We start from the raw sequence: 26,851 nt of genomic DNA on the forward strand, positions 1-26,851 counted from the left end.
ACGAGATGACACGCATAACAGGTTGACGTCACGGGGACGGGAAGGGCATGCGGCGCAGTGTGGATGCGCGGTATTGCCGGTCTCGTCCCCGACTCTATGAAGGAGCAGCAGATGAGTCGGGATGAAGCGATGCGTAGCGGCATCGAAGCGGGTTGGTGCACCCTGTGCGTGACGTTTGCAGGTCCGACGGAGGCGAACCCATGAGCGCAGCAGCGAGCCTTCGTGCGGAACGGGTGGAAGCGGCGGGCGCCGTGCCGGCGACGGTTGGCGAAAGCCCAATCTGGCACGCGGTAGAAGGCGCTTTCTATTGGGTCGATATTGTGGCGCGGAAGATTATCCGCCTGCATGTCAAGTCCGGTGTGCGAGCCGAATGGGTGCTGCCGGAGCGCGTGGCCTGCCTCGCCTTCGGAAGCGCAGGCGGCCTGCTGGCCGGCCTCGAAACGGGCCTGTTCTCCGTGACGCTGCCCGAACCTGGCGCGGCGGGTGAAACCGCCGGCACGGCGCCGCTTCAGGCCCACGTGCGCAAGCTGGCCGCGCCGGCGTTCCCGCTGCCGGACATGCGCTTTAACGACGGCCGTTGCGACCGTCAGGGGCGTTTCTGGGCGGGCACGATGGTGCAGGACAATCCCACTGCGCGACCGGCTGGCGAATTGTTCCGCTTCGATACGCAGGGCACATTGTCGGCGCCGGTCATCGACGGCTTGATCGTGCAGAATGGCCTCGCCTGGTCGCCGGATGGCGCCACCATGTATCTCTCGGATTCGCATACGTCGCAACGCCTTATCTGGGCATTCGACTACGACGGTCAAACGGGCGAGCCGCACAACCGGCGTCTGTTCGCCGACCTGCATCACTACGTGGGCCGCCCCGACGGCGCGGCGATGGACGCCGACGGCTGCTACTGGATCTGCGCCAACGACGCGGGCCGGGTGCTGCGTTTCACGCCGCAGGGCAAGCTGGACCGGCAAATCGAATTGCCGGCCATGAAGCCTTCGATGTGCGCATTCGGCGGCCGTGCGCTCGACACGCTGTTCATCACGACGATCCGCCCGGATGCAGGCGCGAACGAAAGCGATGGACATGTGTTTGCGGTGCGCCCCGGCGTGACGGGGTGTGCGGAGACGGCCTATGGCGGGGTGTTCTGACGCCTTCTGAACGACTGCCCTTACGGGCGCCGCGATCGACGGGTAGACTTGCGTATGCGCATACAGTTCGTATACTCAACATATAACTTCAGCGAGATCGCGTGAACACTAATTCCACCTCCAGTCCCGAGAAACTCGGCGAGCTGGCCTATCAGACGCTACGCCGCATGATCCTGGACAAGGCTTTACGCAGCGGTGGTCCGGTCGTCGAGGGGCGGCTTGCCGAGGAACTCAACATCTCTCGCACGCCGATGCGCGAGGCCCTGCTGCGTCTCGAAGGCGAGGGGTTGCTGGTGCGAGCAGGGGCGCGCTCGTATTCGGTGCGTTTTGTCAGTGCCCAGGAGTACTTTCAGGCCATGAAAGTGCGCGAACTGCTCGAAGCGGAGGCGATCGGCCTCGCTATCGGCAAGATCGACAAGAAGCTGGTTCAGCAGTTGGTCAAGAAGATCAAGGCATTGAGCAGCGGCCAGCAGGAACAGGCTCACTGGCAGATCGACGATCAGGTCCACACCATGATGGCGCGCGCCAGCGGCAACGACGTGCTCGCCCATACCATCGATCTGGTGCGCACCAACAGCCGCCTGTTTGAATTGATCACGCCGTTCAATCGCATCGAAGAAGATCGCGCAGAACATCTGGCGATTCTCGAAGCGTATCTGGCGGACGACGCAGAGGCGGCGCGCGCCGCCGTCCGCAAGCATCTGCAGAATTTGCGCCGCTTTGTGCTCGACCGGCTAGCCGAAGGCACCTATAGCTGACGGCGTGGGCGCGGAAACATTCCGCCGCGCGCCGGTGCCTGAGCGGGGCTATCAGTGGCGCAGAATCTTTCCAACAAACTCACGCGTGCGCGCTTCCTGCGGCGCATCGAGTACCTGCTGCGGTGTCCCGGTTTCGATCACGTGGCCGCCCGCCATGAACACCACCTTTGACGACACCTCGCGCACGAAGCCCATTTCGTGCGAGACGATAAACATCGTGATGCCGTCCGACGCGAGTTCGCGGATCGTGTCGAGCACTTCATTGACGAGTTCAGGGTCGAGCGCGGCGGTGACTTCATCGAGCAACAACACCTTTGGTTTCAACGCGAGCGCCCGTGCGATTGCGACACGCTGTTGCTGACCGCCCGACAATTGGTCAGGGTAGGCATGCAAGCGATGCGCAAGACCGACGCGGGTCAGCAGATTGATCGCATTCTGCTCGACCTCGGCACGCGGCCATCGTTTGATCCTGGTCGGCGTGATCATCACGTTGTCGATCACGGTCATGTTCTGGAACAGGTTGTACTGCTGGAACACAATCGCGATATCCGAGCGCAGTGCACGGACGGCTGCCCGGTCCGCGTAGTTCACCTCGCTGCCGTTCAGGCGCACACTGCCATCCTCGGGCAACAGCAGCCCCATCAAGACGCGTAGTAAGGTACTCTTGCCCGAGCCGGAAGGCCCGATCAGGCTGACTATCTCGCCCTTCTCGACGGACAGATTGATGCGCTCCAATACTGTGTGCGGACCGTAGGAGGCCTTCAGGTCAACGATTTCGAGTTGCGGCAAGATTTTTCTCCAGGCGTTTACCGAGGCGCGACAGGGGATACGACATCAGGAAATACAGCGCCAACACCGTTCCGTACACGAATGTGGCGGAAAAGCCCTTGTTACTGAGCACTTTTCCCGCCGAGGTGAGTTCCATCACGCCGATTTGCGAAGCCAGCGCGGTGTCCTTGATGAACATGACGAAGAAGCCGAAAGTGGGCGGCAAGATCACGCGCCACGCCTGCGGCACGATCACATAGCGCAGCGTCTCCAGGTGGCTGAAGTTCAGCGTGCTGGCGGCTTCCCACTGGTTGACGTGAACCGATTCGAGACCACTGCGCACGATCTCGCCGAGATACGCCGTGGCGATCAGGCATATGCTGATCAATGCAACGGTGAAGGTCGACAGGTTGGCGTTGATCGACTGACTCGCGAAAAACACCAGCATCAAGGTGACAAGAAACGGCACGCGCCGGAACAGCAGGCAGTACGCGAACATCAGCGCGCGCACCGGCGCCATCGCGCGTGAGCGCGTCGCACGCAAGATTGCCACCACGAAGCCCGAAACGAAACCCGCGAAGCAGCCGATCACCGACAGAACGAAGGTCGCGACGAGCCCTTCGAGCAGCAATAGTACGTTGTAGTACGAGAACAGCTGGGTGAGTTGTGACAGGGTTGAGCCGAACATCAGAACACCTTTATCTTCGCGCGGCAGACGTGACGGCCGAACATCGCCAGCGCGAAGGTAGCCAGCAGCGTGATGGCGATATACATGACCGCGGCCACACTAAACGCTTCGACAGACAGGTAGGTCTGCGAACTGATGTTATAGGTGCGTCCCGTGAGCTCCTCGACACCGAAGATCGATGCCATCGAAGTGCCGAGCGTCATCACGATGAACTGGTTCGACAGCGGTGGAAACATGACCTTTATCACGTGTGGAAAGATTACATGCCGGACGATCTGCGGCGTCGAAAAGCCGAGCACCTCGGCCGCTTCGATTTCCACCCATCGTACCGACGCGAAACCGGCGCGCTGGATTTCGCACAGGTAAGCGCCCGCGTTAAACGTGGCGCCAATCAGGACCGCGGTGTAGGGCGATAACGTGATGCCGATTCCGGGTAGTGCGAAGAACAGGAAGAAAATCTGCACCAGCTGCGGCGTATTGGTCGCGAAGCTCACATACGCGCCAACGAGGCGGCGTACAAAAACCGGCCCGTAGCGCAGGAGCGACGCGCAGACGAGTCCGATCAGCATGCCGAACGCGAACGCCAGCACCGCGATCTGAAGACTGAGCCACGCGCCACCGAGCAGATACGGCCATTGCTCGAGGATGGGCCCGAACTGTAGCGTCATCGAATCAGCACTCCTTGCAACGAAGATAGGCAGCGCGCGTCGCCCTATGCGGCGGCGCGCGCTGCCGGTGACGAAGCAAAGTTACTGCGCGGCAACCACCGGCGGCGCAGCAGTCGGGTCATACAGCATCGGGCTGCCAAACCATTTCTTCCAGCTCGCTGCCACAAAACCGTTCTTTTGCAGTATGCCGATTTCCTTGTTCAAACGCTCAGTCAGCTCGGTATTGCCTTTCTTGATACCGATACAGTCGTAATCCACTTCGATCGGTGCGTCGACCACGCGCCATTTCGTCGGATAGTTTTTCGTGTAGCTCAGCATGAAATCGAGCACGTCGATCAGCGCGTCGGAGCGGCCCTGCGCAATCGAGCGGACCGCGTCGGGATAGTTATCCAGCAGCAGCAATTGCGCCTTGGGCAGCTTGTCCTGGATCAGTTTCACCGGCGTCGTACCGCGCACCTGCACGAGCCGCACCGATGGGTCGTTCAGTTGCGTCCAGTCTTTATAAGGCTTGTCCTGGGTGGTCAGCACGCCGAGCACTTCGGTGTTCACGGGGTCCGTGAAGTCGATCACTTTCAGCCGGTCTGCGTTGCGCGTCATGCCACCCATCACCGCATCGATCTTGTCGGCCATCAGAAACGGCACACGGTCGTTCGATCCTACTGGCACGATTTCCAGCTTGACGCCCAGCGAATCCGCAATCTTCTTCGCGATGCTCACATCGAAGCCGTCGATATTGTTTTTCGCATCGTAGGTGCCGAGGGGCGGCAGGTTCGGGTTAATACCGAACACGATCTTCTTCGACGCGAGAATCTCGTCCAGCGTGCGTGCGCTTGCATCGAGTGAGCCGAGCAGCGCGCATGCTGCGAGGCCGACGGCGAGCATGCGGCTCAGGATGATCGAGGGTTTCATGCTGTAACTCCGTGAGAGGACGTCAAGGTGTGGAAAGTGCTGGATCGAGGCGTTCGCGGCGCCGTTTGTTTTTGGCGACTTTGCGTATACGTATCGTATACGTTAGTATCAAAGCATCGCCTAAATTACTTGTCAAGCGAGGTTGATGCCGATGTCTGCAGAGGACGCCATGCGTATTCACGACTCGAAGCATGCGGGTGCGATTGAGCTGTTTTTCAACGGCCGGCGCTTCACAGCGCGCGCCGGCGAAAGCGTCGCGGCCGCGCTGTTCGCGTCCGGCGTGAAGGCGTTGCGCGTGAGTCCGCGTCTGCGAGAGGCGCGCGGTATGTTTTGTCTGATGGGATCGTGCCAGGAGTGTCTGGTGATGGTAGACGGCCGCCGCGTGCTCGCTTGCCAGACGCCTGTCAGCGAGGGCTTGCGTATCGAAACCGTTCAGGAGACCGGCGCCGATGTCTGAATTCGACGTGGTGGTGCTCGGAGGGGGCCCGGCAGGCGCGAATGCGGCGCTGGCGGCAGCGTCGACCGGGCTAAGCGTCGCGTTGTTCGACGAAAACCCCAGCGCCGGCGGCCAGGTTTATCGCGCACCCATAGATGGCCCCGGCGCCGGCATCGACGCCGGCAGCGGCGCCGATCAGCAGGCTGGCGACGCACTGCGGCGTGAACTTGCTGCGAGCACGGTGACGACTTTCTTTGCCCATCCGGTGTGGGCGGTGACCGGCGAGTACCGTGTCGACGCTACCGGTCCGCATGGCCCCGTGCATTGCTCGGCACGGGCGTTGATCGTGGCGTCCGGGACGACCGAACGGGTCGTGCCGTTCGAAGGATGGACGACGCCAGGCGTGATCGGTCTCGCCGCTGCGACGATCCTGCTGAAATCGCAAGGCATGCTGCCCGGCCGCTCGACCCTCGTCGCCGGATGTGGTCCGCTGCTCGCGGCCGTGGCGGCGAAAACCATTGAAGGTGGCGGCAAGGTCGAGGCGATTGCGGACCTCGCCGGTACCGTGGACTGGGCACGTACGGTGCCCGCGCTGCTCGCACGTCCTGATCTGCTGTGGCAAGGCGCAAAGTGGTGGCGCACGATCCGCCGCGCCGGCACGCCTCGCCTCGCGCGGCACATGATCGTTCGTGTCGAGCCGGCCGGCGAGCGCTTACGCGCCACGCTTGCGCCCTGTGAGGCGGCCGGACACCCAATAGACGGAAAACAGACAACCGTCCTCGTCGATTGCGTTGCCGTGGGACACGGGCTCACGCCTTCCACCGAAATCACCCGGTTGTTGCGTGCGAGACATGTTTATTCGCGTACAGCGGGAGGGTGGGTCGCTGTCGCCGATCAGGACGGGCGCACGTCGCGTCCTCTGCTGTATGTCGCCGGCGACGGTGCCGGTATCGCGGGTGCGGCCGCTGCGGCGACACATGGCGTGCTGGCCGGGCTGGCGTGCGCGCTCGATCTCGGCGCCTCGAACCCCTCGCGCCTGAAGCGCCGCGCCGAGCTGGCGCGCAAGGCGCATCGGCAGGCAGCGCGCTTTGGACATGCAATGGCAAAGCTGATGGCGCTGCGCACCGGTCACGTCGACAGCATCGCACCGGATACCATCGTGTGCCGTTGCGAGGACGTGACACGCGCCGAGATCGACGCCGCATGCGAAGCCGGCGCACAGGAGCTCAACCAGCTCAAGGCGTGGACACGTTGCGGCATGGGCCCGTGCCAGGGCCGCACGTGCGGCGACGTCGCGGGTGAACTGCTCATGCTGCGCGTGGGCGCTGCGTCGCGCGAAAGCGTCGGATGCTTTTCCGCCCGCACGCCGTTGCGTCCGGTGGAGGTCGAAGCGCTAACCGGCGAGTTCACGTACGACGATATCCCGATTCCGAAGGCGGCCCCGCTATGAGCACGCCGGGTCAAACGGTGCATGGCCCCTTCGATGCCGCCGTCGTCGGCGGCGGCGTGATGGGCTGCACCACCGCGTTGTTCCTCGCGCGTGGCGGCATGCGTGTGGCGCTCATTGAACGCGACGCGCTATGTCGCGCTGCATCCGGGGTGAACGCGGGCACGCTCACGCTCCATATGACACGCGCCGCTTTGGTCCCCTACGCGATGCGGGCATGGCAGATGTGGATGGAAACCGATCAATGGCTTGGCTCGAGCGTACTCGCGACCGCTGCGCCGGGACTGTCGCTCGCCTTTACGGAAGCCGAACGTGAACTGCTGCGGGCCCGTGCTGCGGCACGGCGCGAATACGGCGCGCAGATCGACCTGCTCGAGCGCGACGCCGCGCTCGCGATCGAACCCGGCCTCAACCCCGCGATGCTCGAAGCCGCGTTCTGCCGGACCGACGGTTTCGCCAGCGCGTATCTGACGGGGCGCGCCTATCATGCCGCACTGCGTGCGGCCGGCGTACAGATCTTCGAGCAGACGGCCGCTGCCCGTATCGATCAGATCAATGGACACTACCGGGTGCATGGCCCCGACAACCACGATGGCTCGATTCGGATCGACGCCACGCGCCTCGTGATGGCGGGCGGCGTCTGGTTGGAACCGCTGCTGGCCATGCTCGATGTCCGCATTCCCGTGAAGACGCTGGTGAACCAGTTGATCATCACCGAACGGATGCCGCCTGTGATGCGTTCGGTGCTGAGCATTGCGAACGGGTTGCTGTCGATGAAGCAGTTTGCCAACGGCACGGTGCTGATCGGTGGCGGCTGGCAAGGTGTCGGTGATCGCGCACGCGGCCCCGTCGAGACCATTCCGCAAAACCTCACTGGCAACTTGCGGCTCGCACAACATGTGATCCCGGCACTCGCCAAAGCGCGTGTGGCGCGTATCTGGCTAGGGCTCGAAGCGGAGACGGCCGACGCCATGCCGATGATCGGCCCACTGCCTGGCCTTGCCGATGCGTGGGTCATCGGCTGCGTGCACTCCGGTTACACGAGCGGCCCCTACATGGGCAAGCTGCTCGCTCAAACGATGCTCGGCGAGACGCCCGAGCTGCCGTTGTTCGATCCTGCGCGGCTCGTTGCGGCCGCGCCCGAACTCCCTCATCGAGAACAGACCCCATGATCCCCTCGCATGACGCTCCCTTCAATGGCATCTATGCCGCCACGCTGTGTCCGCTCGATGCAGACGGCCGCCATCTGGACGAGGCCGCGCTCGCGCGCCATCTCGAAGACGTGGCAGCGGTCGACGGAATTGTCGGCCTGCTGATCAACGGCCATGCCGGCGAGAACGTCGCCTTGTCGCGAGAGGAAAAGCGGCGTGTGGTGGAGATTGCCGGCAGTGTTTGCGGCGATCGCTCGATCATCGTCGCGGGTATCAACTCGGAAGACAGCTACGAGGCCCAAACGCATGCCGACGACGCACAACGTGCGGGCGCCGACGCGATACTGCTGTTTCCGCCTTACTCGTGGGCGCTTTCCACCGATCTGGAAACCGTTGTCGCGCATCACCGGATCGTCAACGAGAACGCACGCTTGCCGATGATGCTGTACCAGGCGGGCGTCAACACGGGTGCGATGGCCTACACGCCGGAGATGCTGACGGCGCTGGTCAGCCTGCCGGAGGTGGTGGCGATCAAGGAAGGGAGCTGGGAAACCGGCGCCTACGAGGCCAACCGCAGACTCGCGAAAGATGTTGCGCCGCATGTGGCCGTCATGGCGTCAGGCGATGAACACCTGTTCCCATGCTTCGCGATCGGGACCGAAGGCAGCCTTGTGAGTCTCGCTGCCGTGGTGCCGGAGTTGATCGTCGCGCTGTATCGGGCGGTACTGTGCGGCGAACTCCGCGAGGCGCAACGGCTACATGCCCATGTGTATCCGCTGGCAAAGGCCATTTACGGCACCGCCCCCGGTTCGCATGCGAATGCGCGACTGAAGGCCTGTCTGCATCTTCTGGGAAAATTTCCGCAACCTTCGATGCGTCCGCCGATCCCGCGCCTGTCCGCCGCGGAGACCCGCCGCCTCGAAGAGGCACTCTCTTTTGCGCTTGCCGCTGACACCGAACGGAGCGATTCATGACTCACACCCCGACCCGCATCCTGATCCGTGGCGGACGCCTGATTACGGCCGTCGACGACTACGTTGCCGATATCGTCATTCAGGGTGAGCGCATTGTCTGTATCGGCCAGCAGCTTGAAGCGGGACCGGACACCCGTGTGATCGACGCGAGCGGTCTGCTGGTGTTCCCCGGCGGCGTCGATGCGCATACGCACATGGAGAATACGTTCGGCCCTTCGGTGACCTGCGACAATTTCGCTTCCGGTACACGCTCGGCCGCGTTCGGCGGCACCACGACGATCATCGACTTTGCCCTGCAAAACGCCGGCACAAGCCCGCTCGATGCCATCGCCCGCGCGCAGTCGAAAGCGGCTGCGGTCGCCAGCATCGACTACGCGTTCCACGTGATCGTCACGCACGTCGACGAAAGCGTACTCGGCGACATGCAATACGCGATTCGTCACGAAGGGGTGTCGAGCTTCAAGATGTTCATGGCGTATCCGGGCACCGTCATGTCGGACGACGCCTCGGTCTTTCAGGCCATGCGCATGGTCGGCCAGCACGGCGGCATGATTGCGTTGCACGCCGAAAACGGCACGGTGATCGACCTGCTGATTCGCGAGGCGATCGCGCAAGGTCATACGTCGCCGCGCTATCACGCACTCACGCGCCCGGCCATCATGGAAGGCGAAGCGACGCATCGCGGCATCAAGCTTGCGGAACTCGCGGAAGCGCCGGTGTACTTCGTGCATCTTTCGGCCAAGGAGGCGCTGAAACATGTGATCGAAGCGCGCGACCTCGGTATTCCGGTGTTTGCGGAAACCTGCCCGCACTATCTGTTCTTCGACGACTCGGCGTACGCCGACGAAAGTTTCGATACCGCACGCTATGTCATGAGTCCGCCGCTGCGCTCGAAAGACGCGCAGAACGCGCTATGGACCGCGCTGAAAACCGACGACCTGCAACTCATTTCCACCGATCATTGTCCCTACTGCATGAAGGAGGGACATCGGGGCAACGTCAACCAGAAGCCGCTTGGCCGCGACGACTTTTCGAAAATTCCAAACGGTGTGCCGGGCGTCGAAACGCGCATGACGGTGGTGTACGACGGCGGCGTGCGGACAGGTCGAATCTCGCTGAACCGTTTCGTCGAGCTGACCTCGACGGCGCCCGCGAAACTGTTCGGGCTGTTCCCGAAGAAAGGCACGCTGGCGATCGGCAGTGACGCCGATATCGTGCTGTTCGACCCGGGTGAGGCGCATACGATTCGCGCAGACACGCAGCACAGCGATTGCGACTTCACGTTATTCGAAGGTCATCAGGTGACCGGACGGGTGAAGAAGGTGTTGCTGCGCGGCGAGTTGTTGATCGACGACGGTGAGTGGGTGGGCGGCACCGGACACGGACAATTTGTGCCGCGTGGCGAACTGGGCGCGCACTGGTAGCGCCATCATGCCGATCTACGACTATCGTTGTGACGCATGCGGCGCGTTCGATCAGATGCGCAGCGTCGCCGCGCGCGATTTGCCGGCGGAGTGCCCATGGTGCGGCATGGCTGCAGTGCGGATTCCGAATGGGTTACCGGTACTGATAAGGCATGCTGACGATCAGGAAGCCAGCGACGACGGCGCGTACCTGGCGAGGCACAGGACGGGGTGCCGGTGTTGCCTGTGAGACGGGCGAAAAGACCCTGTGAATCTCTGCCCGCACTGCAATCAGGTGCGGCTGAGGTAGTTCGTCTTGTCCAGTCCGATCGCCGCGTGCGTGCTAACATGTTAGCGTGCAACTCACACGTACATGAGACCGGCTATGAACACAATGGCACCGGCAAAAACCGAGCCGGACGAGACCCAGGGCAAATCGCTACGTCTCGTCGCCTATGAAAATTTCACGCAGCAAATCCTGAACGCCAATATCCGCCCAGGGCAATTCGTCTCGCAGCGCGAACTGATGCTGCTGACCGATATGCCGCTGGGCGCGATTCGCGAGATGGTGCCGCGCCTCGAAGCCGAAGGGCTGATCAAGACCGTGCCGAACCGCGGCCTGCAGGTCTGTCATGTGGATCTGCGGCTGATCCGCAATGCCTTCCAGGTGCGTCTCGTGCTTGAGCGCGAAGCGGTGGCGAATTTCACGCGCACCGCCTCGGACGCCGATCTGGACAAGATCGAGCGGGCCCACAGGGATATCGTGCGCCGCGCGCTGGCTAAAAAAATCGACGACCGTCTTCTCAACGACGCGCAGACCGTCGACTGGGGGCTGCACGACATGATGATCGACGCCATGGGCAACGAAATCATCTCGAACATCTATCGGGTCAACAGTTTGCGCATTCGCCTGATTCGCCTGGAGCATGTGGTGCTGAAGCCGGAAGTGGTGCTGCCGACCATGTACGAACATCTCGAACTGATCGCGGCGTTCAAGGCGCGCGATGTCGCAAAGGCCGTCGAGCTGCTCAATACGCATATCGAGAACGCGCGCCAACGGTCGATGGGCAACTTCGGCTGACAGGACGCGCGCCGTCCGGAACGCATGGTAGAGGGCCCAGCGGAGCGGGCTCGTCACTGGCTCACAAATTCTTCTTTGACGGACCACTGATTTCTAACTAACATGTCAGTCACAGTTTGGTGCGTCATGAGGCTGAACGGAGACGATGGCGAGCGGGGCGGACGGACGTCGGGCCGCCCTATGCATGACGGGAGGAAACGGGTATGTCTTTCGATGGACAGGGCGTCCTGGCAGCCGTGACGACGCCGCTCGATGCGGCGAACCGGGTGGATCTGCCGCTGCTCGCGCAGCATTGCGCGGAGCTTCTGCGGCGCGGCCTGCATGGCATCACGTTGTTCGGCACCACTGGCGAGGGTCCGTCGTTCACCGTCGCCGAGCGGAGCGCCACGCTTGAAGGTCTGCTCGCACGGGGGATCGAAAGCAGCGAGCTGGTGGTCGGCACCGGCGCCGCCGCGCTCGGCGACGCGGTTCAATTGACGCGGCATGCGCTTGACCAGGGTTGCCGGCGCGTGTTGCTGCTGCCGCCGTTTTTCTTCAAGGGTGTCAGCAGCGCGGGCGTGGCCGACGCGATCGGGTCGGTGATCGACGCGGTCCGCGATCCGCAATTGCGCGTCATCCTGTATCACATCCCCCAGGTGTCCGGCGTGGGCTTCGACGACGAAGCCATCGCGACGCTGCGCGAGCGCTACGGCAGCGTGATCGACGGGATCAAGGACAGCAGCGGGAGCCTCGAGCATTCGCTCGGGCTGATCCGTCGGCATGCGGGCCTGAAGGTCTATGTGGGCGCCGAGGACACGATTGGCCGGGCCCGCGCGGCGGGTGGCGCGGGATCGATCTGCGGGCTGGCGAACCTCGCGCCGGAGCAGGTCCTCGCGTCCTACCAGCGTGCTGAGGACCCGGAGTCGGGCGTTCTCAAGGAACTCCTGCACGCGGTCCAGGGCCAGCCCTTCGTTCCGCTTCTGAAGGCGTGGCTTGCCGCGTCCCAGGGCAATGACGGCTGGCGCCGGGTCAGGGCGCCGCTGGTGCCCGCGGGCGCCGAGGCGGCGGCTTCACTGCCGCGCTCGTTGCGTCCCGCCACAGCGCTGTAAATACAACTGCGAACCCGCGCACGACCCGGGGACAAGAAGGAGACGAGATGGATCACGAACTCTGCCTGCCCGAGCAGGCCGGCGATGCGGCACAGACGTTGTTCGCGGCTTTGCGCGAGGCACTCGGCGCCGCCGCGGTGCTGACCGGTGAGGACATTCCGGCGCGCAACGAGAAAGACTGGAGCACACTCTCCGCGCTTCGGCCGCTCGCCGTCCTGCGTCCCACCGACACCGAGGGCGTCGCCGCCGGCATGCGCATTTGCGCGCAGCATGGCGTGGCGGTCGTGCCGCAAGGCGGCTTGACCGGCCTGTGCGGCGGGGCGCGACCCGTCGAAGGCGCGGTGGCTTTATCGCTCGAACGCATGGTGGGGGTCGAGGAAATCGATCCCGCCTCCGCGACCATGACGGTCAGGGCCGGCACGCCGTTGCAGACCGTGCAGCAGGCGGCGGACGAGGCCGGCTTCTTCATCCCGCTGGATCTCGGCGCGCGCGGGTCGTGTGCGATCGGCGGCAATCTCTCGACCAACGCCGGCGGCAATCGCGTGATCCGCTACGGCATGGCGCGCGAGATGGTGCTCGGACTCGAAGTCGTGCTGCCCGACGGCAGCGTGGTCACCAACCTCAACAAGATGCTGAAGAACAACGCGGGGTACGACCTCAAGCATCTGTTTATCGGCAGCGAGGGGACGCTCGGCATCATCACGCGCATTGTGCTGCGTCTGTTTCCCAAGCCGGGTTGCACGATGGCGGCTGTGTGCGCCGTCGAAAGCTACGACAAGCTGATCGCGTTGCTGAATGCCGCGCGGCGCGGCCTCGGCCCGCTCCTGTCCGCATTCGAAGTGATGTGGCCGGACTACTGGCGCACGGTCACGCAGCGCGTGCCCGGCGTGAGCAATCCGCTAGCCGGCGAGCACGCCTGCTATGTGCTGATCGAAGCCCAGGGCATGGATGAGGCGTTCGACGCGCCGCGTTTCGAAACCTGGCTCACGCGCCAGATGGAAGCCGGCGTGCTTGCCGATGCAGCGCTCGCGCAATCGCTCGCGGACGTGCAGGCCTTCTGGGGCGTGCGCGATGCCTGCGCCGAATTTCCGCAGGTGCTCGGGCCGCACGAGTCGTTCGACATCGGCTTGCCGGTCGCGGCGATGGACCAGTACGTGAGCGCATGCGGCGCCGCCCTGCGCTCGCGTTTTGCCAATGCGGTCGCGCTGTTCTATGGACACATCGGCGACGGCAACCTGCACATCGTCGCCTGCGTGCCGGGTGCGTCTGCCCAACCGAAAGAGGAGATCGCCGGCATTGTCTACAGTCTCGTGCAGCAATTCGGCGGCACGATTTCCGCGGAACACGGCATTGGCCTCACCAAGAAAGCATGGCTGCCGTACACGCGCAGCGAACCCGAACTCGCATTGATGCGGCGCCTGAAGGCCGCGCTGGATCCGCAGAATCTGCTCAATCCGGGCAAGGTAGTCTGAATCCCCGCTTACGACGATCACCGGCGCCAGACCGGATGTCGTATGGCGACAAGGGAACACACAGGAGACGAGATGGAGACGAACCTGAACCCCGGCAACGGGGAGGAAGAGGCTTTGCTGGAACGCGCCATCCGGCGTGCGAAATGGCGGATCGTGCCGTTTCTGATCCTGATGTACATGATGGCCTATCTGGACCGCGCGAACATCGGTTTTGCGCAGCAGGCCTATCAGGCGTCGACGGGGGTGAGTAGCGCGGCGTTCGCGTTCGGCGCGGGGATTTTCTTTGTCGCCTATGCACTCTTCGAAGTGCCAAGCAATCTGATGATGCATCGCGTGGGCGCACGCATCTGGCTCTCGCGCATCATGGTCACGTGGGGACTGATTTCGGCGGCCATGGCGTATGCAAGGAGCGATTCGCTGTTCTCCTTCATCCGCTTCTTTCTTGGCGCGGCTGAGGCGGGGCTCTTTCCTGGCGCGGTCCTCTATATGACGTACTGGTTTCCCGCCCGCGCGCGTGGACAGATCATGGGGATCTTCTATTTCGGCTCGCCGCTGGCATTGATGCTGGGTGGCCCGCTTTCGGGGTATCTGCTGGAGCTCGATGGCCTGTTCGGCCTGCACGGCTGGCAACTGATGTTCCTCGTCGAGGGACTGCTGGCGTCGTTGGTGGGTGTCTGGGGCTATTTCTACCTGTGTAATCGTCCCGAGGATGCGGCCTGGATGCCGCGCGACGAAGCGCAAGCGCTCGCGCGTACTCTCGCCGCTGAAGAGCGGCAGAAACTCCAGATGGGCAAGACCAGTTTCCGCGCCGCGCTAGCCGATCCCAAGCTCCTGCATTTCGCTATCCTCTATTTCTCGATCCAGATTGCCGGCTATGGCGTGGCGTTCTATCTGCCGAGCCAGGTGAGTGCGCTGCTGCACGTCAAGGTGGGCCTGCACGTCGGTTTGATATCGGCAATTCCGTGGGCTTGTGCGATTGTCGCGGGCGCGTTTTATCCGGGCTTTGCGGTGCGCACCGGATATCGGCGCGGCTTTGCGGTGCTGTCGGCGCTGTCGATTGCGGGCGGCCTCGCGGTCTCCGCCAACACGGGTCCGGTGGCGGCAATCGTGGCGCTCTGCTTCGTGACCATGGGCATCATGACCGTTCAGCCGATCTTCTGGACCTTCCCGGCGGCGTACCTGGGCGGCACGGCGGCGGCGGGGGGCTTCGCGGTGATCAACGCTATCGGCAATCTCGGCGGCTTCTTTGCGCCCACGGTGAGGAACGCGGCCGAGGTGTCGTTTCATTCGCCCGCCGCGGGGCTCTATGTGCTTGCCGCGAGCGGGCTCGTCGCGGCATGTCTGATTGCCATGCTGCGTCCCGCGCAGGCCGATAGTCGTGCGGGCAAACCGGGTAAGCCGGCCAAGCCGGCCGAGCCGCTGCACGCGAAGATCTGACGACCGCGCCGGCGACGATGATCGACAACCCATCAAATCCATCGCACCCGCCAGGGCAATCCGCACCGCCGCGAATCCGCCGCGCGCAGACGGTCTCGCTGACGCTGCTGCTGGTCAGCGGCGTCGTCAACTACCTGGACCGCGGCACGCTCGCGGTGGCCAACCCGCTGATTCGCGCCGACCTCGGCCTGTCGCTCGGGCAAATGGGACTGCTGCTGTCGGCGTTCCTGTGGAGTTATGCGCTGTGCCAGTTGCCGGTGAGCGGTCTCGTCGACCGCATCGGGCCGCGCCGGTTGCTCGGCCTCGGGCTGATCCTCTGGTCGCTCGCGCAGGCAGCCGGCGGCCTTGCGTCGGGCTTCGGCTACTTCGTCATTGCTCGCATCCTGCTGGGGATCGGCGAAGCGCCGCAGTATCCGTCGGCGGCGCGGGTGGTGAGCAACTGGTTTCCGCTGCGCTCGCGCGGCATGCCCACCGGCATTTTCAATGCGGCTTCGCCGTTGGGCACCGCGCTGGCGCCGCTCTGCCTGTCGGTGATCGTGGTGTCGTTCCACTGGCGCTGGGCCTTTGTCATGACCGGCGCGCTGGGTCTCGTGGTGGCGCTCGTGTGGTTCGCGCTCTATCGCGATCCGGACCGCTCACGCATGAGCGAAGCCGAGCGCCGCTACCTCGACGCGGATGCGGACCTGTCCGGCACTCCGTCTCCTAAACTCAGCTTTGCGGAATGGCGCGGCCTGTTTGCGTATCGGACGACGTGGGGCATGCTGATCGGCTTCTTCGGCTCGGTGTATCTCAACTGGGTCTATCTGACGTGGTTGCCCGGCTATCTGACCATCGAGCGGCACATGAGCCTGCTGCGCACCGGCTTCGCGGCATCCGTGCCGTTCCTGTGCGGCTTTATCGGTTCGCTGCTGGCGGGCTGGTTCTCCGACCGTATTACGCAACGCAGCGGTTCGCCGGTGGCGAGCCGGCGCAACGCGGTGGTCATCGCGATGCTCGGCATGGTGGCCTTCACGATTCCGGCTGCGCTCGTCGAGAGCAATACGATTGCGCTCGCCTGCATTTCGGTGGTGATCTTTCTGGCGAATGCGGCGTCGGCTTCGTCGTGGGCATTGGCGACGGCTGCGGCGCCGCCTCGCCGGGTCGCGTCGCTGGGCGCGATCCAGAACTTCGGCGGTTTTCTCGGCGGCGCACTGGCGCCGATCGTGACGGGTTTCATCGCGCAGAGCGCGTCGTTCGTGCCGGCGCTGTTGACGGCGGCAGGCATCGCCTTCGTGGGGGCGTTGGCCTACCTGGTGCTGGTACGCCAGCCGATTCCCGAGCACGAACCGGCCGCGGCAGGCGCGCATGCACACGCGTAACGCGAAGGCGTGCTGCACAGGGCGCGCGCCGCGCAACGCAAATTTTTCCTGAGGAGAGCTTGATGGGTCATACACCGAAGACCGCGGGTGTCATTGAAGGGATCGTTCCGGTGATGCTGACGCCGTTCGACGATAAAGGCGCAATCGACTACGCCGGACTCGAACGTCTGATCGAGTGGTATCTGCAACACGGAGCGGACGCTTTGTTCGCGGTCGCGCAATCGAGCGAGATGCAGTTCCTGAGCCTCGCCGAACGCAGCGCGCTGGCGCGCTTCGTGGTGGACAAGGTGGCGGGCCGCGTGCCAGTGGTGGCGTCCGGTCACATCAGCGACGATCCCGACGCGCAGGCCGAAGAACTGAACGCCGCCGCGGCCTCCGGGACGCAAGGCGTGGTGCTGGTGACGAACCGGCTCGACCCGAAACGCGAAGGCACGGCGACCTTCCTCGCCAACCTGCAGCGTTTGCTGGCGCGTCTGCCGGCCGGGGTCCCGCTCGGTCTTTACGAATGTCCTGCGCCGTATCGCCGGTTACTGTCCGATGAAGAACTGCAGGCCTGTATCGACACCGGCCGCTTTGTGATGCTCAAGGACGTGAGTTGCGATCTCGCCACCGTGAAGCGACGCGTCGCGTTGGCTGAGGGCTCGCCACTGAAGATCCTCAATGCGAACGCCGCGATCGCATGGGATGCGATGAAAGCAGGTTCGGCCGGTTTCAACGGCGTCTTCACCAACTTCCACCCGGATCTGTATCACTGGCTGCGCCACCACAGCGCTCAGAATCCCGCGCTGGCCGAAGAGCTGTCGACGTTTCTGGTGGTCGCGGCGGTCTCGGAAGCGCTCGGTTATCCGGCGCTCGCGAAGATCTACCATCAGCGTATCGGCACGTTTGCTTCGATCCGTTGCCGCGCGATCGATTACGACGTGCGCGAACGCTTCTGGGCACTGGACGCCGTGCTCGACAAGATCGTCGCCGGGACCGAACACTTTCGCGCGCGGATTGCAGCGTTGTAGATTCGGGCGCTGCAGCTTCGCCGGGCACCGCGCCGTTGCTGCACGCTAGTCTGCGGCGCGGGCGGCTCAGCGCCGGCTCGCGCGCCGCGGCTTTTCCAGGTTCTCCAGCAACTCGTTGTGCTCCTGGCGCAGCAGGTCGACGAACTCGAGCGTCAGGCGATCGCGCGGCTGATGCGGCGGAAACAGCAGATACGTGGGGAACATCACCGAAGGCTTGAACGGCCGGATTTCGACTTCGGGCCCCGCAAAGTCACGCGCGACGATAGGGTGCGCGAGCGTCACGCCCATTCCGCAGCGCACCATCTCGCAACAGATCGCCGAATACTGCGCTTCGATGGCGAGCACCCGTTCCACCCCCACGCGGTCGAAGGCCTCATCCATTTGCGCCCGCGTGCCGTCTCCATGACAGAGCGAGATAAACGGCTCGCCCTGAAAGTCTTCAGCCTTGAGCACGCGCTTCTTCGCCAGCCGATGGCCCGCCGGCATGACGCAGACGGCCGCGACCTCCGACAGCATTTCCACTTCGCAGGTTGACGCTTCACTGCGGTACACCGCCACGCCCAGATCGCAAAACTGTGAGGAGGTCCAATGATTGATGGTGCCCGAGGTATTCACGTGCAGCGAAACGGTGACCTCCGGGCGCAACGCCTGGAAGCGTTTGATCACGTGCGGCACCAGCGTCAAACCGGCTGAGGGCATTGCTGCAATGCGCAAGCGCCCGCTACCCAGATTCTTGATCTGCGCCGCGGCGTTGCTGAGCCCCTGCAGGCCGACATAGGCGCGTTCGACCTCGCGAAAGAAGGCGTTGCCTTCGCTGGTGGGGATCAGTCTGACGCCGCTGCGCTGGAACAGCAGCAGTCCGGTTTCGCGTTCGAGCTGGGTGATGAGCCGGCTGATGTTCGGTTGCGAAGTGAACAACTCCTTGGCCGCCGCGGTCATGGAGCCGGCCAGCATGACCGCGCGAAACGCTTCAATGTGCTTCAGATTCATCGAACGCAACCCATATCAGATCGGTATGGATCGTTATTTTATTCGTATTGGACGTTATGCACTTAGATCGACAGAATTAATTTCGCTCACACCTATCCCCCGCAATTGCCGGCAGTGTATCGACTGGAGAAATGCACATGAGACACCCGCAGCGAAGCCGTCGTCCGTCGTCGTTCCGTTCCTCATGGCGTCCGTTGCTGGCCGCGCTCGCCGGGGCCGGCGCGTTGTGCGGACCGCTGCTGGCGCACGCCGAGGCGACGCTTTACGTGGCCAACGTCGGCGGCTCGAATGAACAGATGTATCGGCAGACGATCATCCCGGCGTTCGAAAAGGCGCACAACGTCAAGATCGTCTACGTAGCGGGCAATTCGAGCGATACGCTCGCCAAGCTGCAGGCGCAGAAGGGCCATGAGCAGATCAACGTCGCCGTGATGGACGATGGTCCGATGTACCAGGCCATGCAGATGGGTTTGTGCTCGAAAGTCGACGACGCGCCGGTCATGAACGACCTGTATCCGCTCGCGCGGCTTGGACCGAATGCAGTCGGGGTCGGCATGGTCGCCACGGGGATCGGCTATAACGAAGAAGCGTTCAAGAAGATGGGCCTGCCGCCGCCCGATTCATGGAGCGTGCTGACCGACAAGCGCCTGAAGGGCAAGCTCGGTGTGCCGCCGATCACCAACACGTACGGCCTGCACGCACTCGTGATGCTGGCGCGCATGAACGGCGGCGGCGAGAAGAATATCGACCCGGGTTTCACCGCGATGACGACACAGGTCGCGCCGAACGTGCTGTCGTGGGCGCCGACGCCAGGCGAGATGGACGGCCTGATGCAGAACGGCGACGTGATCCTCGCGCCGTATGGCAGCGGCCGTGCGGTTGCGCTGCAGAACACGGGCTTTCCGCTGAAGTTCCTTTATCCGAAAGAAGGCGGCATCGCCTTGCAGGTGGCGGCGTGCCCCGTGGTCGAGAACGCGCAGCCGGCGCTGTCGCAGCAGTTCATCCAGTATCTGTTGAGCCCGCAGGTGCAGGCCACCCAGGCGCAGGCGATGGGGCTCGGCCCGGTCAACAAGACGGTCAAGCTGGCGCCCGATGTCGCGGCGCGCGTGCCGTATGGCCCGGACCAGGTCGCGAAGCTGATCGCGGTCGACTGGACGACGATCAACCAGCACCGCGCCGAGTGGACCGAACGCTGGAATCGCAGCGTCGAGCGCTGAATGCTGAATTCGCCCACCCACCAGGGACGCACATGAGTTTCCTGACACTCAAAGGCATTTCGAAGCGCTACGGCGATTTCACCGCGATCGAACAGATCGACCTTGATGTGGAGCGAGGGGAGTTCCTGTCGCTGCTTGGGCCGTCCGGTTGCGGTAAGACCACGACCCTGCAGATGGTGGCCGGCTTCGTCACGCCGAGCACCGGCACGATCACGCTCGACGGGCGCGACATCACCCATGAGCGGCCCGAGAAACGCGGCATGGGGGTGGTGTTCCAGAGCTACGCGCTGTTCCCGCATATGACCGTCGACGGCAATGTGGGTTTCGGTCTCGAGATGCGCAACATGAAGCGGGCGGCGCGCGCCGAACGGGTGGCCGAAGCGCTCGAACTGGTACGTCTGAGCGGTTTGGGAAGCCGTTATCCGAAGGAGCTCTCGGGCGGCCAGCGGCAGCGCGTGGCGATTGCCCGCGCGCTGGCGATGCAGCCCGAACTGCTGTTGCTCGACGAACCGATGTCCAATCTCGACGCCAAGCTGCGCGAGGAAATGCACATCGAGCTACGTGCCATCCAGAAGCGTCTCGGCATCACGACGATCCTCGTCACGCACGATCAGGTCGAAGCGATGACCATGAGCGATCGCATTGCGGTGATGCATCGCGGCACGATCGCGCAACTGAGCACGCCGTTCGAAGCCTACGAGCGGCCTGAGACGCCTTTCGCGTCGACCTTCCTCGGCAAGACCAACTTGCTGCCGGGCGCGGTGGTGCGCCGTAACGGCCGCTGCGCCGAAGTGGACGTGGCGGGTACGACGCTCAAGGTGCCGCACGAAGGGCGGCCCGCGCAAGGCGAGGTGAACGTCTACATCCGCCCGGAGAAAGTCCGTCTGGCCGGCGCCGATGCGCGCGCCACCGGCTGTATCACGACGCGGGTGTTCGTTGGTAACCAGTGGCTGTTGCAGGTCGATACCGGTCTCGGCCGCCTGAGCGTGGCGCAGCCGAACTTCGGTGCGCCGCCGCCGGAAGAAGGCGAACACGTTGGCCTCGTGTGGTCCGACGACGACCTGCGCATGCTCGCAAAGGAACCCGGCAATGGCCACGCTTGATCAGGACCGCGCCGGCGCGGCGCCGTGGCTGCTGTCCGCACCGGCGCTCCTGCTGTTCGGCGCCTTGCTGCTGGTGCCGCTGGTGCTGACCCTCGTGCTGTCGTTTCACGTCTTCAGCGACACGCAGGGTACCCTCGCCGCCTACACCTTGTCGAATTACCTGCGGGTTATCACCGACCCGTACTACGGCGCGATCTTCGCGCGTACCGCAGGACTCGCCTTCGCGGTGACCGGGCTATGCATCGTGCTCGGCGTGCCTGAGACGATTGTGCTCGCGCGCATGAAGCGGCCGTGGCAGTCTGTGTGCCTGCTGATCGTGCTGGGGCCGCTGCTGATCTCGGTGGTGGTGCGCACGCTGGGCTGGCAGATCCTGCTCGGCAACAACGGAGTCCTGAACAACGCGCTGCAGGCGCTGCATCTCACCTCCGAACCGATCCGCCTCGTCTTCACGATGACGGGCGTGGTGATCGCGCTGACGCACGTGCTGGTGCCCTTCATGGTGATGTCGGTCTGGGCCACGCTGCAAAAGCTCGACCCGCAGGTCGAATGGGCCGGCCTGTCGCTGGGCGGCTCGCCGTTGCGGGTATTCCGGCGCGTTGTGCTGCCGCAGATCTTGCCAGGCGTGTTGTCCGGTTCGATCATTGTGTTCGCGCTGTCCGCTTCGGCGTTCGCCACACCGGCGCTGATCGGCGGCCGGCGTCTGAAGGTGGTCGCGACCGCGGCCTACGACGAGTTCCTCGGCACCCTCAACTGGCCGCTCGGCGCGACGATTGCCGTGCTGCTGCTGATCGCCAACGTGGCGATCGTGATGGGCTGCAGCCGGCTGGCCGAACGCCGTTTCAAGCATATCTTCGACTGACGCGGAGGCCGCCATGAAGCAGAACGGATTCTGGGGCCTGGTGTTCAACGCGCTGTTTCTCGCGTTTATCCTCGCGCCGCTCGTCGTGGTGATCGCGGTGTCGTTCACCGACAAGGGCTATATCTCGATGCCGTTCGACGGCGCCTCGCTGCGCTGGTTCAGGGCGATTCTGCAGAACGAGGACATCGTCGACGCCTTCTGGCTGTCGATCCGCCTCGCGCTCGTAGCGGCCACGCTCGGCGTGGCGCTCGCGGTGCCCGCGGCGCTGGCGATCGCGCGCTATCGCTTTCCGGGCCGCGGCGCGTTGACCGGCTTCTTCCTCTCGCCGATGATGATTCCCGCTGTCGTGCTCGGCATTGCGTTCCTGCGCTTTCTGAGCCTGCTCGGACTCGGCGGCTCGTTCTGGGCGCTGTGCGCGACGCACGTGATCATCGTGGTGCCATACGCGTTACGGCTCGCGCTATCGTCGGCGGTCGGGCTCGATCGCGATGCGGAGCGGGCCGCTTTATCGTGCGGGGCGAGCCGCTTCACGGCGTTTCGCCGCGTCGTGCTGCCGATGATACGCACCGGTGTGGTCGGAGGCTGGGTGTTGTCCTTCATCCAGAGCTTCGATGAATTGACCATGACGATTTTTGTCGCGACGCCTGGCACGACCACGCTGCCCGTCGCGATGTACAACCAGATCGCGCAGACGATCGATCCGCTGGTGGCCTCCGTGTCGACCGTGTTGATCGTCGGCACGGTCGTCCTGATGCTGGTGCTGGACCGCATGGTCGGTCTGGACCGCGTCCTGATCGGAGAAACACGATGAGAGGTCATACGGCCGAAAGCCCCGATGTGCTGGTGGTAGGCGGCGGCCTGGTCGGTACGGCGGTGGCGTACGGGCTGGCGAGAGAAGGCGCCAGGGTCACGGTGCTCGACGAAGGCGACGGCGGTTTTCGCGCGTCGCGCGGCAACTTCGGTCTGGTGTGGGTGCAGGGCAAGGGCTACGGCCTGTCGCCGTACGCGCGCTGGTCGCGCAGTTCCGCGCAGCGTTGGCCCGCACTCGCGGCGGCCCTGCTCGAGGACTCCGGCGTCGACGTGTCGTTGCGGCAGCCGGGTGGTTTTCATTTGTGCTTCTCGGACGAGGAGCTGGCCGAACGCGAGAAGCGCCTCTCTACATTGCAAGCGGAGCTGGGCGGCGACTATCCGTATCAACTGCTGGACGCCAAAGCGCTGCGCGAGCGTTTGCCCGCGGTCGGCCCCGCGGTGGTCGGCGCGAGCTATACGCCGATGGACGGCCACGTGAATCCGCTCAAGCTGCTGCGGGCGCTGCACCAGTCGATGCAGCGGCGCGGCGTGACGCTCATCGGCAGCAGTCAGATCAGCCGGATCGCGCCGGAAGCGGGGGGCTTCGCGGCTCACGGCAAGCTCGGGGTGTGGCGCGCGCCGCGCATCGTGCTGGCCGCGGGCCTCGGCAATCGCGCGCTGGCGCCGCAGCTCGGACTGCATGCCCCGGTGGCGCCGAATCGCGGCCAGATACTCGTCAGCGAGCGCGTCGCGCCGTTCCTGCATTACCCCACCATCAACGTGCGGCAGACCGATGAGGGGTCCGTGCAGTTCGGCGATTCGATGGAGGAGGTCGGCTTTAACGACTTCACGACCACGGACGTGCTGTCGACGATCGCCCGCCGCGGCGTGCGCGCCTTCCCGCTGCTGAAGGAGGTCCGGCTGGTGCGCATGTGGGCGGCATTGCGTGTGTACAGCCCCGATGGCTTTCCGATCTACGAGCAGTCGTCGCAGTATCCGGGGGCGTTTGTCGTCACCTGTCACAGCGGCGTGACCCTCGCTGCTGCGCACGCGCTGCGCGTGGCGCCGTGGATCGCCGGCGGGGCGATGCCCGACGAGCTGGACGCGTTTCCCGGCGACCGGTTTCGCGCCGCCGGCCAGATCCTTAGCCATGCTTGATAAATGTTCCATTCCGTTCTGATATGACTTCCAAACCGCTTTTCAGAGTGCTCGCCCCGCGTGCGCCCGCTGTTGCCGACGCCACTGTCCAGATCTGGTTCAACGACCAGCCGCTCGCCGTGCCAGGTGGCCGCTCGGTGGCCGCCGCGCTGCTGGCTGCGGGCGTGCAGCGCTTCCGCGCAACACCGGTTACGGGCGCAGCGCGTGCGCCGTATTGCATGATGGGCGCCTGTTTCGAATGTCTCGTCGAGATCGACGGCGTGCCGAGCCGGCAAAGTTGTCTGGTGACGGTGCAGGACGGCATGCGGATTCATTCGCAGGAAGGCGCGCGCGATCTGCCGTTCGAGCCGTCGCACGTCAGCGAGGAGAATGCTCATGGCCGCTGATCAGGTGGATGTCGCCGTGATCGGCGCCGGGCCTGCTGGGCTTGCCTGTGCGACGCGGCTCGCTCAGGCGGGTCTGTCCGTGGTCCTGCTCGACGAGCAGGAGGCGGTCGGCGGACAGATCTATCGGGCAATCGAGCGCAGCGATGCGCAGCGTCGTGAGATTCTCGGCCCGGACTATGCCGCCGGCGCCGCGCTTGCCGCCGAGTTCGCGCGCAGCGGCGCGGCCTATGTACCTAACGCTTCGGTCTGGCAAGTCACACGCGAACGCTCGGTGCATTACCTGAAGGAGGGCAGCGTAGGCAGCTTCGAAGCGAAGCGCGTCGTCCTCGCGACCGGCGCGCTCGAGCGGCCGTTCCCGATTCCCGGCTGGACGTTGCCGGGTGTGCTGACGGCCGGCGCTGCGCAGATCCTGCTGAAAAGTGCCGGTGAAGTGCCGACGGAGCCGCCGGTGCTGGTCGGCTGCGGCCCGCTGCTCTACCTGCTCGGCTGGCAATACGTGCGAGCCGGCGTGCCGATTCGCGCGCTAATCGATACCACGCGCAACGAGGACCGTTGGCGTGCCAAGCGGCACCTCGTGTCGGCGTTGCGTGCGTGGCCCGATCTGCGTAAGGGCCTGCAATTGATCCGTACGTTGCGCGAGGCGGGCGTGCCGGTCCATGAGGCTGCGGACGATCTGCGTATCGAAGGCGCACCGGGCGAGGATGGGACCGAACGGGCGCATGCGTTGAGTTTTTCCGTGCGCGGCGTGCCGCAGCGCGTCGAAGCCAACGTCATTCTGTTGCATCAGGGGGTGGTGCCGAATACGCAGTTCACCTGGTCGTTGCGTGCGTCGCATCGCTGGGACGACGCGCAATTGTGCTTCACGCCGCAAACCGATGCATGGGGCGAACTCGACGTGAGCGGCATCTTCGTCGCCGGAGACGGCAGCGGCATCGCCGGGGCCCAGGCCGCGCGAGCGCAGGGCGAAGTGACCGCGCTGGCGATTGCGGCGCAACTCGGCGCCATCGATCAACCTACGCGCGATCGCGACGCGACGGCGCCGCTGCGCAAGCTGGCCGAGGCGCGGCGCATCCGTCCGTTCCTCGACAGCCTGTACCGGCCGCGCGACGAGAATCGCGTGCCGCAGGACGACGTGCTGGTCTGCCGTTGCGAAGAGGTCTCCGCCGGGGAAGTGCGCCGCATCGTGGCGCTGGGTTGCGAGGGGCCCAATCAGGCCAAGTCGTTCGGCCGCTGCGGGATGGGACCGTGCCAGGGGCGCATGTGCGGGCTGACCGTGACCGAAGTGATCGCCGATGCGCGCAAGGTGCCGCCGGCAACCGTGGGTTATTACCGCATCCGCCCGCCGATCAAGCCGCTCACGCTCGGAGAACTCGCCGGTGAATAGCGCCGCCGTTCAGGAAGCGGACGTGCTCGTGATCGGCGGCGGGCTGCACGGATCGAGCAGCGCGTTTCATCTCGCGAGCCGTGGCGTGCGCGTGACGGTGCTCGAAGCCGACTACGTGGGCCGCCATTCGTCGGGCGTGAATGCCGGCGGGGTGCGCACGCTCGGCCGGCCGTTGCCGGAAATCCCGCTGGCGCTGATGTCGCGCGAGATCTGGCACAACCTCGTCGAGACCATCGGCGACGACGCGGGTTTTGTCGCGTCGGGCCAGATGAAGATTGCCGAGAGCGAGGCCGAACTCGACGAGTGCCGCGAGCGCGTCGCGTCGCTCGAGGCGCAGGGCTTTACGCACGAGAAGATTATCGACCGCGCGAGCGTGCGCGAACTCGAGCCGGCGCTCGCGCCGCATGTGGCCGGCGCGATCTGGGTCGAACAGGATGGCTACGCGCTGCCGTATCGGGCGACCACTGCGTTTCGCCGTGCGGCGCAGGCTCGCGGGGCGGTGTTTCATGAAGGCACGCCGGTTGGCCGCATCGAACAGCGCGGTGAGCGCTGGTATGCGCAGACACCGGCGGGTGTGTTTTCGGCAGGGCACCTCGTCATCACGGCCGGTGCGTGGGCCGGTGAACTCGCGCAGCAGGTCGGCGAGCCGGTGCCGGTCTACCCGGAAGGGCTGATGCTGATGGTCACGCATCGGGTCGCGCCGTTCTGCCGCTCGACGCTTGGCGCAACGGGTCGGCCGCTGTCGTTCAAACAGTTCGACAACGGCACGGTAGTGATCGGCGGCAAGCTGATCGGGATTGCCGATTTGCCGGGGCGTCATGGCGAAGTGGATTTCGCCCGCCTCGTCAGAAGCGCCAACACCGTGGTCGACCTGTTTCCGCATCTGCGCCATCTGGGCATCAATCGCGCGTGGGCGGGCGTGGAAGCGTTCACCAGCGACTCGTTGCCGGTGATTTCGCCGAGCCGCCGGGCATCGAACCTGACGTACTCGTTCGGCTATTGCGGCAGCGGTTTTCAGCTTGGTCCCGGCTGCGGCAAGCTGGTGTCGGAACTGGTGCTGGACGGTGTCGCGTCGTTACCGCTGGATGCGTTTGCTATTGATCGCTTTGGGCCGGTTCAAGAATCGGCGGACGAAGGATAACGGCGCCACCCGGCGCCCGGATTCAACTTGA

At 64.5% G+C, this 26,851-nt stretch carries 27 protein-coding genes; 22 read left to right on the forward strand and 5 right to left on the reverse strand.

Annotated elements, in window-relative coordinates; translation table 11 throughout:
- Window positions 1-200: 200 nt before the first annotated feature.
- Entirely contained in the window at window positions 201-1,145 is a 945-nt protein-coding gene (locus tag P3T42_RS31830) for an SMP-30/gluconolactonase/LRE family protein (protein WP_429308315.1), read from the forward strand.
- Between the two features lie 101 nt (window positions 1,146-1,246).
- On the forward strand, window positions 1,247-1,903 hold the full coding sequence (locus tag P3T42_RS31835; protein WP_429308316.1) for a GntR family transcriptional regulator: 657 nt from the start codon (window positions 1,247-1,249) through the stop codon (window positions 1,901-1,903).
- 51 nt (window positions 1,904-1,954) lie between these two features.
- On the opposite strand, the gene P3T42_RS31840 is transcribed toward P3T42_RS31835, so the two are convergent.
- The 4 genes from P3T42_RS31840 to P3T42_RS31855 form a co-directional block, all read right to left on the reverse strand.
- Complete coding sequence (locus P3T42_RS31840; RefSeq protein ID WP_074296450.1) at window positions 1,955-2,692, reverse strand: amino acid ABC transporter ATP-binding protein; 738 nt, start codon at window positions 2,690-2,692, stop codon at window positions 1,955-1,957.
- Window positions 2,670-3,359 carry an amino acid ABC transporter permease gene (locus P3T42_RS31845; protein ID WP_074296449.1) on the reverse strand — a complete coding sequence of 230 codons (690 nt, stop codon included), beginning with the start codon at window positions 3,357-3,359 and terminating at the stop codon, window positions 2,670-2,672. Before P3T42_RS31845 ends, P3T42_RS31840 begins: the two co-directional genes overlap by 23 nt.
- Window positions 3,359-4,027 carry an amino acid ABC transporter permease gene (locus tag P3T42_RS31850; RefSeq protein ID WP_429308317.1) on the reverse strand — a complete coding sequence of 223 codons (669 nt, stop codon included), beginning with the start codon at window positions 4,025-4,027 and terminating at the stop codon, window positions 3,359-3,361. Before P3T42_RS31850 ends, P3T42_RS31845 begins: the two co-directional genes overlap by 1 nt.
- Before the next feature lie 81 nt (window positions 4,028-4,108).
- A complete protein-coding gene (locus tag P3T42_RS31855) occupies window positions 4,109-4,936 on the reverse strand; it encodes a transporter substrate-binding domain-containing protein (RefSeq protein WP_074296447.1) in 828 nt (275 codons plus the stop codon).
- A 169-nt stretch (window positions 4,937-5,105) separates the two neighbouring features.
- Between P3T42_RS31855 and P3T42_RS31860 the strand changes: the two genes are divergently transcribed.
- From P3T42_RS31860 to P3T42_RS31915, 12 genes are all read left to right on the forward strand, one after another.
- Window positions 5,106-5,393 carry a (2Fe-2S)-binding protein gene (locus tag P3T42_RS31860; RefSeq protein WP_429308318.1) on the forward strand — a complete coding sequence of 96 codons (288 nt, stop codon included), beginning with the start codon at window positions 5,106-5,108 and terminating at the stop codon, window positions 5,391-5,393.
- Window positions 5,386-6,822 (forward strand): FAD-dependent oxidoreductase, encoded by a 1,437-nt coding sequence (locus P3T42_RS31865; RefSeq protein WP_429308319.1) that lies wholly within the window; start codon window positions 5,386-5,388, stop codon window positions 6,820-6,822. The genes P3T42_RS31860 and P3T42_RS31865 overlap by 8 nt, the downstream gene beginning before the upstream one ends.
- Window positions 6,819-7,991: an NAD(P)/FAD-dependent oxidoreductase gene (locus P3T42_RS31870; protein ID WP_429308320.1), complete on the forward strand. Its 1,173-nt coding sequence runs from the start codon at window positions 6,819-6,821 to the stop codon at window positions 7,989-7,991. The genes P3T42_RS31865 and P3T42_RS31870 overlap by 4 nt, the downstream gene beginning before the upstream one ends.
- Window positions 7,988-8,944, forward strand: a complete 957-nt coding sequence (locus P3T42_RS31875) for a dihydrodipicolinate synthase family protein (protein ID WP_074296443.1) — start codon at window positions 7,988-7,990, stop codon at window positions 8,942-8,944. Before P3T42_RS31870 ends, P3T42_RS31875 begins: the two co-directional genes overlap by 4 nt.
- On the forward strand, window positions 8,941-10,368 hold the full coding sequence (gene hydA, locus P3T42_RS31880; protein WP_429308321.1) for a dihydropyrimidinase: 1,428 nt from the start codon (window positions 8,941-8,943) through the stop codon (window positions 10,366-10,368). Before P3T42_RS31875 ends, hydA begins: the two co-directional genes overlap by 4 nt.
- A 7-nt stretch (window positions 10,369-10,375) precedes the next feature.
- Window positions 10,376-10,597, forward strand: coding sequence for an FmdB family zinc ribbon protein (locus tag P3T42_RS31885; RefSeq protein ID WP_429308322.1), 222 nt, complete (start codon window positions 10,376-10,378; stop codon window positions 10,595-10,597).
- Window positions 10,598-10,732: 135 nt separating this feature from the next.
- The gene (locus P3T42_RS31890; protein WP_143788328.1) at window positions 10,733-11,428 is read left to right on the forward strand and encodes a GntR family transcriptional regulator; all 696 of its coding nucleotides are present in this window, start codon (window positions 10,733-10,735) and stop codon (window positions 11,426-11,428) included.
- Window positions 11,429-11,631: 203 nt separating this feature from the next.
- Window positions 11,632-12,516 carry a dihydrodipicolinate synthase family protein gene (locus P3T42_RS31895; protein ID WP_074296440.1) on the forward strand — a complete coding sequence of 295 codons (885 nt, stop codon included), beginning with the start codon at window positions 11,632-11,634 and terminating at the stop codon, window positions 12,514-12,516.
- 47 nt (window positions 12,517-12,563) lie between these two features.
- Complete coding sequence (locus P3T42_RS31900) at window positions 12,564-13,988, forward strand: FAD-binding oxidoreductase (RefSeq protein WP_074296439.1); 1,425 nt, start codon at window positions 12,564-12,566, stop codon at window positions 13,986-13,988.
- Window positions 13,989-14,060: 72 nt separating this feature from the next.
- Window positions 14,061-15,425 (forward strand): MFS transporter, encoded by a 1,365-nt coding sequence (locus tag P3T42_RS31905; protein WP_429308323.1) that lies wholly within the window; start codon window positions 14,061-14,063, stop codon window positions 15,423-15,425.
- Between the two features lie 17 nt (window positions 15,426-15,442).
- The gene (locus P3T42_RS31910) at window positions 15,443-16,783 is read left to right on the forward strand and encodes an MFS transporter (RefSeq protein ID WP_429308324.1); all 1,341 of its coding nucleotides are present in this window, start codon (window positions 15,443-15,445) and stop codon (window positions 16,781-16,783) included.
- A gap of 62 nt (window positions 16,784-16,845) precedes the next feature.
- On the forward strand, window positions 16,846-17,793 hold the full coding sequence (locus P3T42_RS31915) for a dihydrodipicolinate synthase family protein (protein WP_429308325.1): 948 nt from the start codon (window positions 16,846-16,848) through the stop codon (window positions 17,791-17,793).
- Between the two features lie 66 nt (window positions 17,794-17,859).
- Here P3T42_RS31915 and P3T42_RS31920 read toward each other — a convergent pair whose 3' ends face one another.
- Window positions 17,860-18,783: a LysR substrate-binding domain-containing protein gene (locus P3T42_RS31920; RefSeq protein ID WP_074297555.1), complete on the reverse strand. Its 924-nt coding sequence runs from the start codon at window positions 18,781-18,783 to the stop codon at window positions 17,860-17,862.
- Window positions 18,784-18,920: 137 nt separating this feature from the next.
- Between P3T42_RS31920 and P3T42_RS31925 the strand changes: the two genes are divergently transcribed.
- From P3T42_RS31925 to P3T42_RS31960, 8 genes are read left to right on the forward strand one after another with little or no spacing between them, the layout of a single operon-like run.
- Window positions 18,921-20,000, forward strand: a complete 1,080-nt coding sequence (locus tag P3T42_RS31925; protein ID WP_074296435.1) for an ABC transporter substrate-binding protein — start codon at window positions 18,921-18,923, stop codon at window positions 19,998-20,000.
- 32 nt (window positions 20,001-20,032) lie between these two features.
- Window positions 20,033-21,103: an ABC transporter ATP-binding protein gene (locus P3T42_RS31930; protein ID WP_074296434.1), complete on the forward strand. Its 1,071-nt coding sequence runs from the start codon at window positions 20,033-20,035 to the stop codon at window positions 21,101-21,103.
- Window positions 21,090-21,962: an ABC transporter permease gene (locus P3T42_RS31935; RefSeq protein WP_074296433.1), complete on the forward strand. Its 873-nt coding sequence runs from the start codon at window positions 21,090-21,092 to the stop codon at window positions 21,960-21,962. Before P3T42_RS31930 ends, P3T42_RS31935 begins: the two co-directional genes overlap by 14 nt.
- 13 nt (window positions 21,963-21,975) lie before the next feature.
- Window positions 21,976-22,773, forward strand: a complete 798-nt coding sequence (locus P3T42_RS31940) for an ABC transporter permease (protein ID WP_429308326.1) — start codon at window positions 21,976-21,978, stop codon at window positions 22,771-22,773.
- Window positions 22,770-23,909 (forward strand): NAD(P)/FAD-dependent oxidoreductase, encoded by a 1,140-nt coding sequence (locus P3T42_RS31945; protein ID WP_429308327.1) that lies wholly within the window; start codon window positions 22,770-22,772, stop codon window positions 23,907-23,909. The genes P3T42_RS31940 and P3T42_RS31945 overlap by 4 nt, the downstream gene beginning before the upstream one ends.
- Window positions 23,910-23,932: 23 nt before the next feature.
- Window positions 23,933-24,295 (forward strand): (2Fe-2S)-binding protein, encoded by a 363-nt coding sequence (locus P3T42_RS31950; RefSeq protein ID WP_074296430.1) that lies wholly within the window; start codon window positions 23,933-23,935, stop codon window positions 24,293-24,295.
- Window positions 24,285-25,679: an FAD-dependent oxidoreductase gene (locus P3T42_RS31955; RefSeq protein ID WP_429308328.1), complete on the forward strand. Its 1,395-nt coding sequence runs from the start codon at window positions 24,285-24,287 to the stop codon at window positions 25,677-25,679. Before P3T42_RS31950 ends, P3T42_RS31955 begins: the two co-directional genes overlap by 11 nt.
- On the forward strand, window positions 25,672-26,820 hold the full coding sequence (locus P3T42_RS31960; RefSeq protein ID WP_429308329.1) for an NAD(P)/FAD-dependent oxidoreductase: 1,149 nt from the start codon (window positions 25,672-25,674) through the stop codon (window positions 26,818-26,820). The genes P3T42_RS31955 and P3T42_RS31960 overlap by 8 nt, the downstream gene beginning before the upstream one ends.
- Window positions 26,821-26,851: the final 31 nt, after the last annotated feature.

The organism is Paraburkholderia sp. GAS38, from assembly GCF_050434965.1.
GTDB classification, from domain to species: Bacteria; Pseudomonadota; Gammaproteobacteria; order Burkholderiales; family Burkholderiaceae; genus Paraburkholderia; species Paraburkholderia phenazinium_A.